This is a genomic window from Affinundibacterium flavidum (genome assembly GCF_014284175.1).
GTDB classification, from domain to species: Bacteria; Pseudomonadota; Gammaproteobacteria; order Burkholderiales; family Burkholderiaceae_D; genus Undibacterium; species Undibacterium flavidum.
The window spans coordinates 189,093-204,361 of the sequence record NZ_JACOGA010000004.1; the positions used below are offsets into that span (position 1 = coordinate 189,093).

Annotated in this window: 11 protein-coding genes; 3 read left to right on the plus strand and 8 right to left on the minus strand. The window is 46.9% G+C overall.

Translation table 11 applies throughout. The features are described from left to right. Window positions 1-15: 15 nt before the first annotated feature. The 3 genes from H8K55_RS05625 to H8K55_RS05635 are packed head-to-tail and all read right to left on the minus strand — an operon-like array spanning window position 16 to window position 6,009. Window positions 16-978 carry an acyltransferase family protein gene (locus tag H8K55_RS05625; RefSeq protein WP_186941101.1) on the minus strand — a complete coding sequence of 321 codons (963 nt, stop codon included), beginning with the start codon at window positions 976-978 and terminating at the stop codon, window positions 16-18. Further along, on the minus strand, window positions 972-4,496 hold the full coding sequence (locus tag H8K55_RS05630; RefSeq protein WP_186941102.1) for a glycosyltransferase family 4 protein: 3,525 nt from the start codon (window positions 4,494-4,496) through the stop codon (window positions 972-974). The genes H8K55_RS05625 and H8K55_RS05630 overlap by 7 nt, the downstream gene beginning before the upstream one ends. A gap of 13 nt (window positions 4,497-4,509) precedes the next feature. Next, entirely contained in the window at window positions 4,510-6,009 is a 1,500-nt protein-coding gene (locus tag H8K55_RS05635; RefSeq protein ID WP_186941103.1) for a class I SAM-dependent methyltransferase, read from the minus strand. A gap of 328 nt (window positions 6,010-6,337) precedes the next feature. Here H8K55_RS05635 and H8K55_RS05640 point away from each other — a divergent pair, with 328 nt between their 5' ends. Genes H8K55_RS05640 through H8K55_RS22135 form a run of 3 tightly spaced genes read left to right on the plus strand, consistent with a single transcriptional unit; the run spans window position 6,338 to window position 9,903 of the window. Continuing rightward, window positions 6,338-7,789 carry a mannose-1-phosphate guanylyltransferase/mannose-6-phosphate isomerase gene (locus H8K55_RS05640; RefSeq protein WP_186941104.1) on the plus strand — a complete coding sequence of 484 codons (1,452 nt, stop codon included), beginning with the start codon at window positions 6,338-6,340 and terminating at the stop codon, window positions 7,787-7,789. Between the two features lie 60 nt (window positions 7,790-7,849). After that, window positions 7,850-8,644 (plus strand): ABC transporter permease, encoded by a 795-nt coding sequence (locus H8K55_RS05645; protein ID WP_222612376.1) that lies wholly within the window; start codon window positions 7,850-7,852, stop codon window positions 8,642-8,644. Beyond that, a complete protein-coding gene (locus H8K55_RS22135; protein ID WP_329605001.1) occupies window positions 8,641-9,903 on the plus strand; it encodes an ABC transporter ATP-binding protein in 1,263 nt (420 codons plus the stop codon). The genes H8K55_RS05645 and H8K55_RS22135 overlap by 4 nt, the downstream gene beginning before the upstream one ends. 42 nt (window positions 9,904-9,945) lie before the next feature. On the opposite strand, the gene H8K55_RS05655 is transcribed toward H8K55_RS22135, so the two are convergent. From H8K55_RS05655 to pyrE, 5 genes are all read right to left on the minus strand, one after another. Continuing rightward, on the minus strand, window positions 9,946-11,064 hold the full coding sequence (locus H8K55_RS05655) for a glycosyltransferase family 4 protein (protein WP_186941105.1): 1,119 nt from the start codon (window positions 11,062-11,064) through the stop codon (window positions 9,946-9,948). 82 nt (window positions 11,065-11,146) lie between these two features. After that, a complete protein-coding gene (locus tag H8K55_RS05660) occupies window positions 11,147-12,379 on the minus strand; it encodes a glycosyltransferase family 4 protein (RefSeq protein WP_186941106.1) in 1,233 nt (410 codons plus the stop codon). Next, window positions 12,376-13,368 (minus strand): GDP-mannose 4,6-dehydratase, encoded by a 993-nt coding sequence (locus tag H8K55_RS05665; protein WP_186941107.1) that lies wholly within the window; start codon window positions 13,366-13,368, stop codon window positions 12,376-12,378. Before H8K55_RS05665 ends, H8K55_RS05660 begins: the two co-directional genes overlap by 4 nt. After that, complete coding sequence (gmd, locus tag H8K55_RS05670) at window positions 13,352-14,389, minus strand: GDP-mannose 4,6-dehydratase (RefSeq protein ID WP_186941108.1); 1,038 nt, start codon at window positions 14,387-14,389, stop codon at window positions 13,352-13,354. Before gmd ends, H8K55_RS05665 begins: the two co-directional genes overlap by 17 nt. 203 nt (window positions 14,390-14,592) lie before the next feature. Continuing rightward, window positions 14,593-15,258 carry an orotate phosphoribosyltransferase gene (gene pyrE, locus H8K55_RS05675; RefSeq protein ID WP_186941109.1) on the minus strand — a complete coding sequence of 222 codons (666 nt, stop codon included), beginning with the start codon at window positions 15,256-15,258 and terminating at the stop codon, window positions 14,593-14,595. Window positions 15,259-15,269 lie beyond the last annotated feature (11 nt).

A 15,269-nucleotide genomic window follows, 5' to 3' on the forward strand; every position in this document is an offset into this window, starting at 1 on the left:
ACTTTAAACCTTACTTCAAGCCTTACGTAATTTCTTCCGCCATTGCAGTACTGGTCGCTCTATCAGTTTTTGTGTGAGATATGACAAAACTAAGGAACTGCCGATATACAAGACCCAAGTACCAACTGAATGTGGTTTGCCGATCAGACTCCATTGCAGCAAAAAGTGATTGAGAAACACCCCATAAGATAAATCGCCCAAGCGATTATCCCAAGCACGCTGCGGCAAACGACCTAAGAAGTATAAGAGCGGAATGCCGATACCCGCGCCGAGTAAAGTTTCACGATTATAGGGAAGCTGCAGGTGGCCGCTCAACTGCAGCACGGCAACACCAGCAACGATCGCCAACAAAGCAACAAGACATACCGTTTTGCGCTGCACTGGACGCTCGCGATAGTCGTACAAATACGACCCCAGCATAAAAAACACCAGCACGCCCGGCAATAAACGATAACCATAATAATCGGTATGAATCATGCCCCACGCCGCTGAGACGAATACCAACAAACTACCAAGCAGCACCAACCAGCGTACGCGCAATAATAAAATCAAAGGTATCAACAAATAAAATTGGATTTCTGCGCCTAGCGACCATGCAGGTGGAATCAAGGTAAATTGATCGCTGTGATTGAACATAAAATAATTCAAAGGCACGACTAAAACATTCGCCAGTAATTCCATACTGCCCGGGCTGTGTTGCAGGAATGCCGTGTTCTGCTGTGACCAGTTAAACCACATCAAAGTCAAGCAAGCGAGTGCAAAATATTGTGGTAATAGACGTAATCCACGATCGGCAAAAAAAGCAGGAATGTCACGCCAACCGGCATAATGCACGCGCAGTAATCCGGTCATGACATAGCCAGAAATCAGGTAAAAACAAACGACTGCAAATACGCCAGGGTTTAGTCCGCAGAGCCGAAAGTCTGCGTGGCTCATCGCGACTAAGATCGCCAAGATTAATCGAAAACTTCCTAACATAATGTTCCATCTTCCGGGGGTAGTGGATTCGCAATGCCATCAATTAAATTGAGCAAGCGTCGTGACAACACTGGCCAGCGCCGTTCTTGTAACCATGCATCGGCGCGCGCCTTTTTTTCTTGCCTGCTATTCGAGACTTCGGAGGAATCAGATGCTTCCCATGGTTCCAATAACTGCGAGATGCCTTGCGCCAGATCTGCAGGCGTGGTCCCTGGCAGCTTAGTGACAGCTTCATCTACGTCATCAAAAATCGCCAGCGGTGTCACCGCCACTGGTCGCCCACTGGCCAAACCACTCCGCACTGCGGCACTCGACGACTCTTGTGTCTGCTGGTAAGGAAAAACAATTAAATCCGCCTGCGCCAGCAAATTTTGCGTTTCGACTTCGGACAGAAAATCTGTCAATAAACTCACCTTGCTCTGCAAACCTAATTTGGCAATTAATTCTATGCAGCGATTTTTAAGTTCGGTCGAAATGTGCATCGGATATAAGGCATTGACCAACAACAGGTGGTAGTTTTTGTTCACATGATCAAGCAAAGAAAAAGCTTCTATGAGTTCTGGAATGCCTTTATGCGGCAATAAGAATCCATAAGAAGCGATCACCGTTTTCTGTGCGCTGTGTGTAGATGTCTGCCCGCCATTTCCATGCTTAACAGAGGCTGGCGGTAAGGCAATCCCGTGCGGGAAGTAAGTGACATTGTCGATTAGCTGCCAATTTTTCAGGCGGTTCATGTCATCAATGCCATGGACAAAAATTCTATCCACCAGCTTCAATTGTGGTGCAATACTGCGCAAGCTCTTGGTTTGCTCGGGCAGGACCACATCTGCAGTTGAATGAAAAAAGATATGTACTTGCTTTCCAGCAGCTTTAAGTGCCTCTATCGTTGCAGCCAAAGTCGCCAAACTAAAGAAACTGAAATTATACTGAATCACTACCGCATCAAACCCGTGCTCTTCTATGATTTCAAGGGCGTAATCAAGTTGCCCTGTTTCACTCGCATTCCAGCAACGAATCACATTCGATTGATCAATATCCATACGCTCAGCGATGTGATTTGCTAGCACTGTGAACCGACTCAGCGGAAATGCTTGCGTCAGATAATTTGAATAATTCGCAATGCCGCAACGTGCATTCCACGTGCTGATCCAGGCGATTTTTGGCTCACGCCGCAATACAGCTTGCTGACTTAATGCACGGACCGCTGCTTGTACATTTTGTGCTGTATTGGCCCAACTCAAATTGCGCATTACTCTTTGCCGTGCGGCCTCAATTTTTTTTGTTTTTTGCGCATTGTCGACGGTGTGAATCTGCCTGAGCAATTGCGCCAGATGCCGTTGATCCGGTTCTGCCCACAAAGAATGGGTCAAACCCATATGCGTCTGTGTCTTTTGAAAAGTATAGTCGCAACACCACGCCGTCGTGTCATCGCAGAAATCGGTTTGACCACCCCAGGCGGTGGTAATTACTGGTAACTCAAATAGCATCGCCTCTGCCATCGGTAAGCCCAAGCCTTCGCCACGACTAGGCGCAACGAAGGCATCCGCAAATTGGTACAGTGCCACGATGTTTGCATCGTCCCAATCTTCATTCACCACCACCACATGCGGAAACTCTGCATCAGCTAGCTGTAGCTCTTGTAGCTGCGCAGCGACTGTATTGTGGACATTCGGGAAGGTCTTAATGATCAGGCTAACTTCATCTTGTGCGCGAAACGCAGCACCATAAGCACGCAACAGCGCATCTACACCTTTGCGCGGAAAACAAGAAGAGATATGCAAGAAGCGGAACTCTTTACATGACTCGGTCAGCGTTGTTGGCAACACCCCCGCAGGCACCTGCAATAAGTGATCCACACCCGCACCGGTCACTGCGATCGGCACACGCACGCCATTGTCGCGCAAGATTTTTTCGACGGCTTTGGACAGTACGGTAATTAAGTCCAGGCGTCGGTTAAATTCTTCCACATACATGGCCGGAAAACCGGTTTCTTCCCAACCGTAAGAATGGATCGCGCGCACCGTCGCTGGCATGTCGTCGAGATGCGGTGGATAACAAAAACGCAGCGCGACAGCTGGCGGCAGCTTCGCATCAAGTGCGGCCTGGTACATGCGTTGACACGCAGCATCGGCCTGCAAAAAATCCGGCGCGGGTGCAAAATCGCCATGTCCCTCATGTGAACGCAAACGTAGCGAAATGGGCATCTGATCGAATGCTTTAGCTAATTCACGATTCACAATCGCCAAGCTATAGCTAGAATCAAATGGCCCTTCTATCTGCCAATCATCTGATGCGAGCGATACATTGGATACTTTAGTCTCACCAATATGATCCAACTGCACAGAATAGTTTGAGGTATCTGCGGTGCTTGCTTGAGCAACTTGTGCAGCTTGTGCAGCATGAGCAGCAAGCGGAATGTCAATCTGCAGCAACTGCAAATAATCACGTAACTGCGTGCGCACGGTATCGAAAGAAAAGCGCTCTACATTATTCAGTTGACGTTCAATAATCTGGCGCCGTAAACCTGGCTCTTGCGACAAAGTCCACACAGCCTGCGCACATTCCCAAGAATTACTCTCTGCCGCCAACAACAAGCCACCAGTGCCCAAGGTATGGCGAATATGACGACTGGCACGCGCTACGATAGGCAGTTTATGACGCATTGCTTGAATCAGTTGCGGGCCAGATTCTTCATGTGCGCTCAGACAGACAAAGGCATCGACGCTACGATACAGGCCGATCAATTTTTCATCGCTTAGTTTGCCGGTGAATAGTACCTGATCATGTAAACCGCGTTCCGCAATGATGTGATCTATCGATATCTTATAAGACGCATTCGTCACAGCACCGGCAAGGATCAAACGCACTGGTGTTGGTGATCTATGCTTCAAGTGCCAAATCAAATCTACCAGTTCAAGTTGCTGATGATCTTCGCCAATATTGCCGACAAACAGTAGATTATAAGCGTCGCGCAAATGCGCAAACTCAGCGACTTCTGGCTGAATATTCATCCATTTTTCAAAATCAAACAGCATGGGAATCGTCGCTACGTTCGCGTAATGCGAGGAATGTAGCACCTGGTAATTCGCGGGTGACATTCCAATCGCGCCAACAAAGTGCTGCGCCCACTGCGCTAATTGCGCGCGCCCTGTGATATCCGCCTCTACTGACACTGACGCTGACGCCGTCATATTGCGATAGATCATCACTTTGGGCTGCGGTAATGCCACTAAGCTTTCCCAGTTATTTTCACCACCATGATGATGGACGAATAACAGCATATCGTTCTGTTGCGGCAACTGGTCGATAGCTAGCACATCCTCTTTTAGCTCTTCCGGAATCGCGTCGGAACAATCGGCATCATCGAAATAAATAGACGAAACAAAACCCAAACTGCGCAATAAGCCACGAATCGACAACATGCGATTGATCAGCGCGTCATCCGCATCGCTGCTAAAAATTTGATGGATTTGCTGAAGGCGCGACGGCGGCAAACTAGTTAAAGAAGTATCGGACATAGTGAATGACATACTATTTGCGCGCAATCACGGCGTAGTCTTGTTCGCTGAAAAGGAATTTATTCAGGGTCTGAGCAACTTGACTGCCATCCGTCATATGCGCCCCTTCAGGGAAAGGATGGAGACGTTTAATTTCAACTTGGCGGAAACCACGCTGCTTCGCAATAAACTGTGCAACCTCCGGAACTATCGGCTTCAAATGCGTAGGGTCGAAATGAAAATTGCAAGCACCAATAATCAGATTCTCTGGATTCGGCGTTTCAAAAATCAGCAGACCGCCATCACTCAACGCCGCATACGCTGCATCAAACAGGGCGATCAAGGCCTCAAACGGTAAATGTTCAATAATATGAAATCCACTCACACCTGATAGACTGGATTTTTCTTGCTCGCGCAAAAATGCGATACCATCCGCGACTTTTGCTGCATAGCCCTTCTGCAGACAAGCCTCAACCATGCTGGTATTAGAATCAATTCCTATGGCTGGAATCCCAGATTCACTCAACAATTCCAACCATTCACCACGCCCACACCCAACGTCCACAAATAATTTTCTATTCTCCGCAGCTTGCCCAAGTATCTCGTCTAAATAGGGTAAATAAACTTCCTGGCGTCGCTTAATATCCGCCCGCATGCCACGAAACTGTTCTTCAAATTCGAGATAGAAAGCGGCTAAATCTGGCTTATCTGTTACATCATCTGTTGGCTGTGCTGCAGGTCTTTCTGCACCGTGCTGTGATTCATACGTATTGTCGTCTGTGGGCACGTATGACTGCACTCGCACCATTTTTTCCAATACATCCAGGCGCTGTAAGATTTGCTGGTGGTATTGCGTGTTGCTCAGTTGATCCTGAGTTTGCTCCTGAAATTGAGCCTGCGGGTAAGCACGCTGCACCACGTTAATCAAGTGCGTCAATTGTTTAAATTTGCGTGCAGTTTCTAACTGCTCTAGCTGCATCAAGCGATTGCCGATGTCAAAGTTTTCTAAATGACGCAACCGCGCTGCGCTTTGTACAGCCTCTAATTGATCAGTGCGTTGCGACATACTGTCAGTATACGGCTCTAACAAACTAATTCTATGATTTAAGCTTTGTATCTGCGCATGCAACAAATTATTCTGTTGACGCAATACATCGATCGCAACGGTATGACGATAGCGCGTGAGTGGCAAGCGTAACAAAGCATTTAACCAGCCAAAACCATATCCTATAACTGGCAAGGAACGCAGGCGAGTTTTCAATGCCAGGCTTGTATCAAACAGTGTGGCAACTCTGGCTTGAAGGTAGGGCATAAAGCCACGCGGCCACACTTTACCTGGCTGCTCCTGTGGCAACGCGCAATGCAAGTTTTCTGGGCTAGGTGGAAACAAGGGTTTCTGTGCAAAAATATTTACTTCGATTTCGTCTGACGCGCTGCCTTGCTCAAGTCCAAGCTTACGCGTACCTTCGACATTTGATTGAATTCTTTGGCGAATCAAGGCATCTTCTGCATCAAGCTGCTGCTGTGTTTTCATAATATAATTACTCTTCGCCATGATCTTCGACTTAACTCAATACAATGCGGCATCAATTTACGCCGCGCTGAAAATATCTCAGTATAAATGATCAGCCCACTTGTTCGCTTTACTGATTTTATATTTCTACAATATTCAGACAATCTTCAACAAAGACCGGCTTAATCTGCATGTACAATAAGCGACTTTATTATTTGCCTTATTTCATCGAACTTTAAGCTGTCTGCACAGACAATCTGATCTGAAGCACAATACGCTCCAGCAAAATAATCAACACATCTGCAAATATCAGCAAAATATCAATACGATTCAAATCTGAAGGAAGAGCATGTTACTTCAACCGGTAATTTTGTCGGGCGGTTCCGGCACTCGCTTGTGGCCATTGTCACGCGAAAAACACCCTAAACAATTACTCTCGCTGTTTAACAACGAAACGATGTTACAAGCGACCGCGCAGCGCGTCAGAAGTTTTCAGGGTGAAATTGAAGTCAGTTCAAAACTCATCGTCGTTTGCAATGAAGAATATCGCTTCATCACCGCAGAACAATTGCGCGAAATTGATTACCAGAATTGCGCTTTAATCTTAGAACCATTCGGAAAAAATACCGCACCAGCAGTCACCCTCGCCGCACTCAACGCCTGCAGTCAAGATCAAGACAGTGTGCTGCTGATCATGCCAGCGGATCATGTAATCGCTGATGAAGAAAAATTTCATGCGGTGGTAGCAAATGGATTGCCGCAAGCATTGCAAGGTGCAATGGTCACATTTGGTATCGTACCAACCCGACCTGAAACTGGTTATGGTTACATAGAAGTCGGCGAGTCTATCGATGGCGGCGCACCAGTCGCACTGAAAAATTTCGTCGAAAAACCTACGCACGAAGTCGCGCAACAATACGTAGCAAGTGGCAACTATGTCTGGAATAGCGGCATCTTTATGATGCGTGCCAGCGTCTGGCTCAAAGCAATTCAGCATTTCAATCTGCCTATGTATCTAGCCTGCGAAAAATCAATTCAGGAAGCCAAGATTGATTGTGATTTTGTACGAATCGATAAAGCTGCTTTTGCTGAATGCCCATCCGACTCTATCGATTACGCGGTGATGGAAAAATTAGCCAACACGCCTGAACTCGGCATACGCGGCTGTGTTGTCCCTTTCGATGCGGGCTGGTCTGATGTCGGCGCATGGGATGCGGTCTGGCAAGTCTCAGACAAAGACGAGCAAGGCAACTCGGTGCGCGGCGATGTTTTAATGGAAGACTCGAAAGACTGTTTGGTGATTTCGGATAGCCGACTTGTCGCATGTTTAGGTCTACACGATGTCATTGTGGTCGAAACACCGGACGCAGTCTTAGTCACGAACAAGCAAAACACCTGCAATATCAAACGCATCATTACGCGCCTCAAAGATAATAATTATCTGCAGACCGATAATCATCGCAAGGTGTATCGTCCGTGGGGTCATTACGATTCCGTCGATAGCGGAGAACACTTTCAAGTCAAGCGCATCGTCGTCAAACCGGGCGGCAGTCTGTCGATGCAAATGCACCATCACCGCGCCGAACATTGGATCGTCGTATCTGGTTCGGCCCGTGTCACACGTGGTGACGACATCTTGCACTTGAGCGCAAACCAGTCTACGTATATCCCACTCGGTGTTAAACACAGATTAGAAAATATCGGCACGATCGATCTGGAAGTAGTCGAAGTACAATCGGGCACTTATCTGGGTGAAGATGACATCGTTCGTTTTGGCGATATTTACGGACGCGTTGAATAAGGCCTGACTGATTTACTTCATGCTGACACTAATTTCTTTTCCAGAATTGCGAGTTCTTAATTGAAAGCCCTCTTAGTTTCTATCTGGGCGTTCCGGCATTTTATGCTGTCGTCTATCAAGGCCGAATTTCGCGGTCGCTTTGCACGCAGTAAATTAGGTGCCCTATGGATGATCTTAAATCCGCTAGCGCAGGCGACGATATTTGCCATCGTATTATCAGAAGTATTGGCAACCAAATTACCTCACGTTGATAGCAAGACAGCCTATGCGGTGTATCTGATGGCGGGCACTGCAGCATGGGGATTATTTGCGGAAATCGTCACCCGTTGCAGCACCGTATTTATTGATTACGCCAATACCTTAAAAAAAATTGCCTTCCCGCGCATCTGCCTGCCATTAATCGTCGGTGGTAGCGCATTGCTTAATCACTGCCTGTTGTTGTTGGCGATTTTGTTCGTATTTCTATTTCTGGGTCATCCCCCAAATCTGGCATGGTTGACGCTTCCTATCGGTATGCTCTTAATCGTCTTGTTTGCATTTGGATTGGGTATCTTGCTTGGTTTACTCAATGTATTTTCGCGCGACGTGGGGCAGGTTATGACCATCGTCATGCAATTATGGTTTTGGTTGACGCCGGTAGTTTATACGGCAGATAGTTTACCGAAACGTTTTAGTTTTATTTTAGGTGTCAATCCTATGTCTAGTCTGGTAAAAATTTATCAGGACGCTTTGCTCTACGGAAGATTTCCAGCCTGGGAAAATCTGCTGACGCCATTCGCGATTGGTGCAGGATTATTTCTCTTCGCGTTTTGGATTTTCCGTCGCGCTAGTGCGGATTTGGTGGATGCATTATGAGTCAGGCGAATCACAGCGTATTAAACATTGATGGCGTAGGTAAATGCTATGCCAAATACCATGGCAATTTTTCACGCCTACTCAACTGGATGGGTTTAAACGTCCAACCAGCCTATGAATATTGGGCCAATAAGGACATTAGTTTCACAGTACAAACCGGTCAGGCGATTGCGATCATTGGTCAGAATGGTGCCGGCAAAAGTACCTTACTGAAAATGATTACTGGCACAGTGCGCCCGACGCAAGGCAGCATTACGGTGAATGGACGTATCAGCGCCATGCTGGAATTAGGCTTAGGATTTAATCCCGAATTCACTGGTCGTCAAAACGCATATATGGCGGGCGGCTTGATGGGACTGAGCAATCAAGAGCTCGATCAATTAATGCCCGGCATTGAAGCCTTTGCCGAGATCGGTGATTTTTTCGATCAGGCATTACGCGTCTATTCTAGCGGTATGCAGGCGCGATTGGCATTTGCGGTTGCTACTGCGGTGCGCCCTGACATTCTGATTGTCGATGAAATTTTGTCGGTGGGTGATAGCTATTTTCAACACAAAAGTTTTGACCGCATCCGTCAGTTCAAAGCTCAAGGGACTTCCATTATTTTGGTAACGCACGGCATGGGTGATGTTCGTTCTCTGTGTGATCACGTCGTTTTGATCGATCAGGGACATATGCTCAAGCAAGGTGCGCCAGATGAGGTTGTCGATTTTTATAACGCATTAATCGCGAAAAAAGAAAATGAAAAACTCGCGATTGAACAAAGTCGTGATGCGCAAGGATGGCTAAAAACACGTTCAGGTTCTGGCACAGCCGTCGTCAAACGCCTGCAATTACTCGATCAAAAAACCGACACTGAAGTAGCTGCAGCGCAAGTTGGGCAAGCAGTTAAATTAGTCTGCGAAGTCGAGGTATTGGATGAGATTCCTGAGTTAGTGTTAGGAATGATGTTGCGCGACAAACAAGGCAGTGTGATCTGGGGTAGCAATACTTGGCATACCGGTCAATTGCAAGCGAATTTACAAGCTGGCGATAGTTTACGTTTTGTATTGCCGTTTGACTGCAATCTTGGTGCGGGTTCTTACTCAGTCACAACTGCCTTAACTCGTGGCGAGTCACATCTGGATCAAAACTTTGAATGGTCAGACAATCTATTGGTGTTTGATGTCATTAACGTCGACAAAGACTTCTTCATTGGCAGTCATTGGTTGAATACTAAATTCATTGTGGATGTACAGAAGAAATCGGAAACAAGCTAATCGTCAAAAGTTGCGTTGTTTAGTCAATTTACATTCACGAACTTATGCTCGCTTTGTAAGCAATTGTTGATAAAGCGTCTGATAACTGCGCGCCATTCGCTCGGCGGTAAAGCATTCTGCATAACGCTGCGCCGCTTGCTTACCCATCTGCTGTGCTTGCGCTGGATTCTCTAGCAAATACTGCATTGCTTGCCGAAATGCCTGTGGATCGCTAGCAGGCACGACCAGACCGGTTTGTTGATGCACATTCACGTAGGAAGTACCGGTTCCGATCTCACAAGAAATCATAGGCTTACCGAACATAGCCGCTTCCAGCAAAGTGATGCCAAACGCCTCAGAACGTAGGTGGGATGGGAACGCCAATCCGTAGCAGAGCTGCATCAAAGCGACTTTGTCTTCTTCTGGCAAAGCCCCAAGAAAATGCACATTCTGCAAACCCAGACTCTGTGCCTGTCGCTTCAGCTCTGCTTCGACCGGACCATCTCCCAAAATCACGACAGGGATTTGCGTGCCAGCCACGGCCTCAAGTAAAACATGCAAGCCTTTGTAGTAGCGCAGCATACCGACGAACAAGAAAAATGGTGCAGGGAATCGTGCTTGCCACTGATCCAACAAATTACGGGAAGGGGTTGGATAAATTGCTGCATCCAAACCATAGGTGATCACTTCGGTTTTTTCCCGATAGCGCGCCAAAGTCGCACTGGTCGCCAGATAATTGGGCGAGGTTGCGACTATCTTATCGACACTATTTAAGAATTGATTCTGCAATGGCTGATACAGCTTAAACAAATGCTTTTGGCGCACTATGTCGGAGTGATAAGTGACCACACTAGGCTTCTTGATCTGACAGGCGAAATGCGCAATGTCCATGAAGGGCCACGGAAAATGATAATGAATAACATCGGCCGTTTTTGCTAATTGCTTCAAACGGGAAAATGCCGACCATGAAAACCCAGTCGAAGCAATTTCAATATTCAAAGGCACACGATGCACGGCATGTCCTTCAAACTCTAGTTCCAACTCGTGCTTTTCACGTGTCAGAGTCAACACTTCCGCTTGGATACCCAGACGTGCGGAACCCGTCACCATTTGCCGTATGACTTGTTCTACACCACCAAAACTATCGGGATAGTAGGTGCGATAAAAATGAAGTATTTTCATTCTTGACTATTTTTCTGACAACTCGCTGTGAGTGATTTCGCAGTAAATGATCTTGCGGTAAATGATCGATCAAAGGCCAATATCAACACCGTGAAACGGCTTGATAGGCCGCGACTGTATTATTTACGCACGCATCCCAACTCAATTCTTTAGCACGCATCAGTCCGCGTGTGATCGCTTGCAGGCGCCATGCTTCATCTTCTAATCCGCGCATCAGTGCAGTACGAATATCGTCCTGATCCGCTGGATTCACCAGCAAAGCAGCGCCTGCCGCGACCTCGGGCATCGAAGACGTATCCGATGTCAACACCGGCACGCCGCTCGCCATCGCTTCGGCAATCGGTAATCCAAATCCTTCATACCACGATGGATAAGTAAACAAACGACAGCCCGCATACAAATACGGTAAGGCATTTTGCCCGACAAAACCAAGGTACTTCAACCATCCTTCCGCTTCACCTTGCAGTATCGCAGCATGGATAGCACCGCTCTCCCAGCCTCGTCCACCCGCAAGCACTAAAGGCCAGCGTTGCTTCACGGCGAGCGGTAAAGCGCGATAGGCGGCAATTAAATTTTGTAAGTTCTTGCGCGGTTCTATGGTCGATACAAATAAGGAATACGTATTCGTTTGCAAACCAAATTTACTTAACACTGGTAGCAATTCTGACTCGGAGCGGGGGAAATAGATCGGATCAACACCTAGCAACACTGTTCTAACTTTTTGTTCAGGCAATTTGAATTGTTCGATCAATTCACGACGTATCGCTTCTGAATCAGTCAAGACCAAATTGGCACGCTCGATTGAAGTCGGAATGGTCACTCGCATGCGTTCAACTCGCGCTTTCGGATGCCATTGCGGATAACGATAAATCGAAAGATCATGAATCGTTAACACGGTCGGCAAATGTGTTTGTGGCACAAAATAATTGGGACCGTGAAAAACACCCTCTTTGACTTTATTTAATTTTCCTGCGACTAAGCCTGGCATCAACTTGCCATATAGGCGCGAAACGATAGGAATTTGACCAAAATGGCGACGCCATTGCGCGGGAATATTTTCCAGGCGTTGCCGAATTCTGCCTTTATGATTTAATTCGGCGGTGGTAGGAGTAGAGCTTGATTGACCCGATTCTAGCGACGTACTGACACCACTAGCTGGTTCAATTATCGGCAATTCTGTCCAACGTCCATCCGACATGAAGCGCATAGATTCAACCGCAGGGTGTGCCGGAGCGCGGGTTGCTAATTCCCACGCATAACGTCCTATCCCTGCCAGTGGTGCGTGAATCGCCTCTATCGAGAGGATGACTTTCAAGCTGCGGCCTCAATCATCACATGCCGTGATTGGACAAGAGATGGATTGCTGACGGTATTGACTGCTGCACGAATCAGATTGTGCTCGAACAACATCCACTGCAAGGTTTGCTTCAGTTCTATGCTTGGCAAAACACCGATACAACGATGTAATTTGTCAGGATTCCCTATCAAGATCCGTACTTCATTGGCGCGCACAAATGCTGGATTTACCTGAACTTGTATCGGATATCCAGCGAGCTCTTCTACCAATTGAATCACTTCGCGCAGCGTGTAAGCCTGGCCGGTACAAATATTAAAGGTCTCTCCAGCCGGAGCTTTCAATAACAATTCGCAATAGGCTTTAGCGACATTTCTAACGTCAGAAAAATCCCGTGCAACATCCAGATTTCCTAATTCAATCTGTGTTGCTTGACGTTTGAAATGACTGATAATTTTGGGCAGCAAAAAATTGTCTGCTTGGCCGACGCCCGTATAATTAAATGGGCGCGTAATAAAGATCGGCAGCTTATCCATCCACAAACGCGCAACATGCTCCATTGCCAATTTGCTGACCGCATAATCATTCGCTGGTTGTGGCGTTTCGGTTTCGGCAATCACGCCAGCACTAGAATTGCCATAAATATTTGCGCTACTAGCGACTAATACCGAACGCGGTGGCGTCGGCAGATTACTTAATGCTGCCAATAAATTGCGCGTACCAACCACATTGATGCGATAGATATCTTCAACATTGCCGTGCCCCACAAATGAAATCGCCGCTAGATGGGCGACAATGTCGGGCTGCACTTGATTTACGACTTCTTGCACCGCCACGGGATCGCACAGATCGACGTAATAAACCCCTAGACCTAGGGCTTCATTGCCATAAGCGGTACCGTAAATGTCATAGCCACATGCGCTAAGTTCGCGTGCCAGATACTCGCCAGTAAAACCGCGTAAGCCAGTAATCAGCGCGCGTGGTCGCGCATGTTTAGAATGAGTGTCCATGTGTATTTCTCTGTATATCTGCTGCGACCATCATCTGGCACAGCTGTTCTAGAGTTGTTTTTGGCTCCCAACCTAGTACGTCTTTTGCTTTTTGTGGATTACCTATCAGTAATTCCACTTCGGCTGGGCGATAAAACTTCGGATTCACTTTGACAACGATCTTTTTTGATACCGAGCATCGCGCAGTTTCATTCTCCGCGCTGCCTTCCCACTCCAACTGTATATCTGCTGCTTTGAATGCCATCGTCACGAAATCGCGCACGGTTTCGGTACGATTCGTCGCGAGTACAAAAGTATCTGGCTCATCAGCTTGCAGCATACGCCACATACCTTCTACATATTCTTTCGCAAAACCCCAATCACGCTTCGCATCCATATTGCCCAATTCCAGGCAGTCAAGTTTGCCGAGCTTGATTTTGGCGACAGAATCCGTAATCTTCCGTGTTACAAACTCACGCCCACGCAATGGTGATTCATGATTAAACAAGATACCACTGCAGGCAAAAATCCCGTAAGACTCACGATAATTGATGGTCATCCAATGCGCATATAACTTCGCTACGCCATACGGACTACGTGGATAAAACGGTGTACTTTCTATCTGCGGCACGGCTTGTACCTTGCCAAACATTTCAGAAGTAGAAGCCTGATAAAAACGAATCTTAGGATTAACAACACGAATCGCTTCCAATAAATTGAGCGCGCCCAAACCTGTGATTTCGGTTGTGGTGACAGGCTGTTCAAATGAAACGCCAACAAAACTCTGCGCCGCCAAGTTATAAACTTCACTCACGCCCGTAGACTGTATCAAACGTACACTAGAAGATAGATCCGTCAAATCGTATTCCACCAAATGCAATTGCGGATGATTTTGGATTCCTAATTCTTCGATACGCCAAAAGTTCACCGAACTGGTACGACGATAAGTGCCATAGACGATATACCCCTTCTCTAACAGAAGTTGAGCCAAATAGGCGCCGTCTTGTCCAGTAATACCAGTGACTAATGCTTTCTTGTTCATGCAAAACCTTTCGCCTGAGCGAATATTAATTTTTAAATAATTTTAACGCTATAACGAATATTTCCACGTTGCGCTTACTAATTCTGTGATGGTCATCACATTTGATCAGTATACCTGCACTTAGTGTTGCCAATAGTAATTTTTTGTCATTTATTTGTAAGCAAATACTGCAATTACTTTAAATTGGACTATTTTTATTGAGATTAAAGCACTCCGTATTTTTGCCGATAGTTGGCAACCGCATCTTTGAATTGGCTTAACCGAGCATCTGCATTTTCGGCTGACAAACAAGCAAATAAATCATTCAGGTTGGCAATGGCAATCACTGGGATACCGTAGCTGCGACTCACTTCTTGTACCGCAGAATTCGCGGATAAGGCATCGTCTGCCCCCACCCGCTCCATACGATCAAGCGCGATCAAAACCGCTGCCGGTTCGGCACCTGCTGCACGAATTAATTCCACAGACTCGCGCACTGATGTCCCAGCTGAAATTACGTCGTCAATAATCACAATACGACCTGCCAATTTCGCACCAACGATAGTGCCACCTTCTCCATGATCTTTAGCTTCTTTGCGATTGTAGGCGAACGGCACGTTCCTGCCCTTATTCGCCAGAGCAACCGCCGTGGCCGATGCCAGAGTGATGCCTTTATAAGCAGGACCAAACAGCATATCGAACGCAATACCAGAATCAAGTAAGGTCTGCGCATAAAAATTGGCAACTTTGCCTAAATTGGCACCATCGTTAAATAGACCAGCATTAAAGAAGTACGGCGAAGTGCGCCCTGCTTTGGTAACAAATTCCCCAAAGCGAATCACTTGGGCATCAACAGCAAAACGAATAAATTCTTCGGTTAAAGCAGTCACAATAAATTCCT

Bases quoted from the DNA above. Each gene is read 5' to 3' on its own strand.
- H8K55_RS05625 (WP_186941101.1), bottom strand. From the start codon at position 978: ATGTTAGGAAGTTTTCGATTAATCTTGGCGATCTTAGTCGCGATGAGC.
- gmd (WP_186941108.1), bottom strand. From the start codon at position 14,389: ATGAACAAGAAAGCATTAGTCACTGGTATTACTGGACAAGACGGCGCC.
- H8K55_RS22135 (WP_329605001.1), top strand. From the start codon at position 8,641: ATGAGTCAGGCGAATCACAGCGTATTAAACATTGATGGCGTAGGTAAA.
- H8K55_RS05630 (WP_186941102.1), bottom strand. From the start codon at position 4,496: ATGTCCGATACTTCTTTAACTAGTTTGCCGCCGTCGCGCCTTCAGCAA.
- H8K55_RS05655 (WP_186941105.1), bottom strand. From the start codon at position 11,064: ATGAAAATACTTCATTTTTATCGCACCTACTATCCCGATAGTTTTGGT.
- H8K55_RS05665 (WP_186941107.1), bottom strand. From the start codon at position 13,368: ATGGACACTCATTCTAAACATGCGCGACCACGCGCGCTGATTACTGGC.
- H8K55_RS05640 (WP_186941104.1), top strand. From the start codon at position 6,338: ATGTTACTTCAACCGGTAATTTTGTCGGGCGGTTCCGGCACTCGCTTG.
- H8K55_RS05635 (WP_186941103.1), bottom strand. From the start codon at position 6,009: ATGAAAACACAGCAGCAGCTTGATGCAGAAGATGCCTTGATTCGCCAA.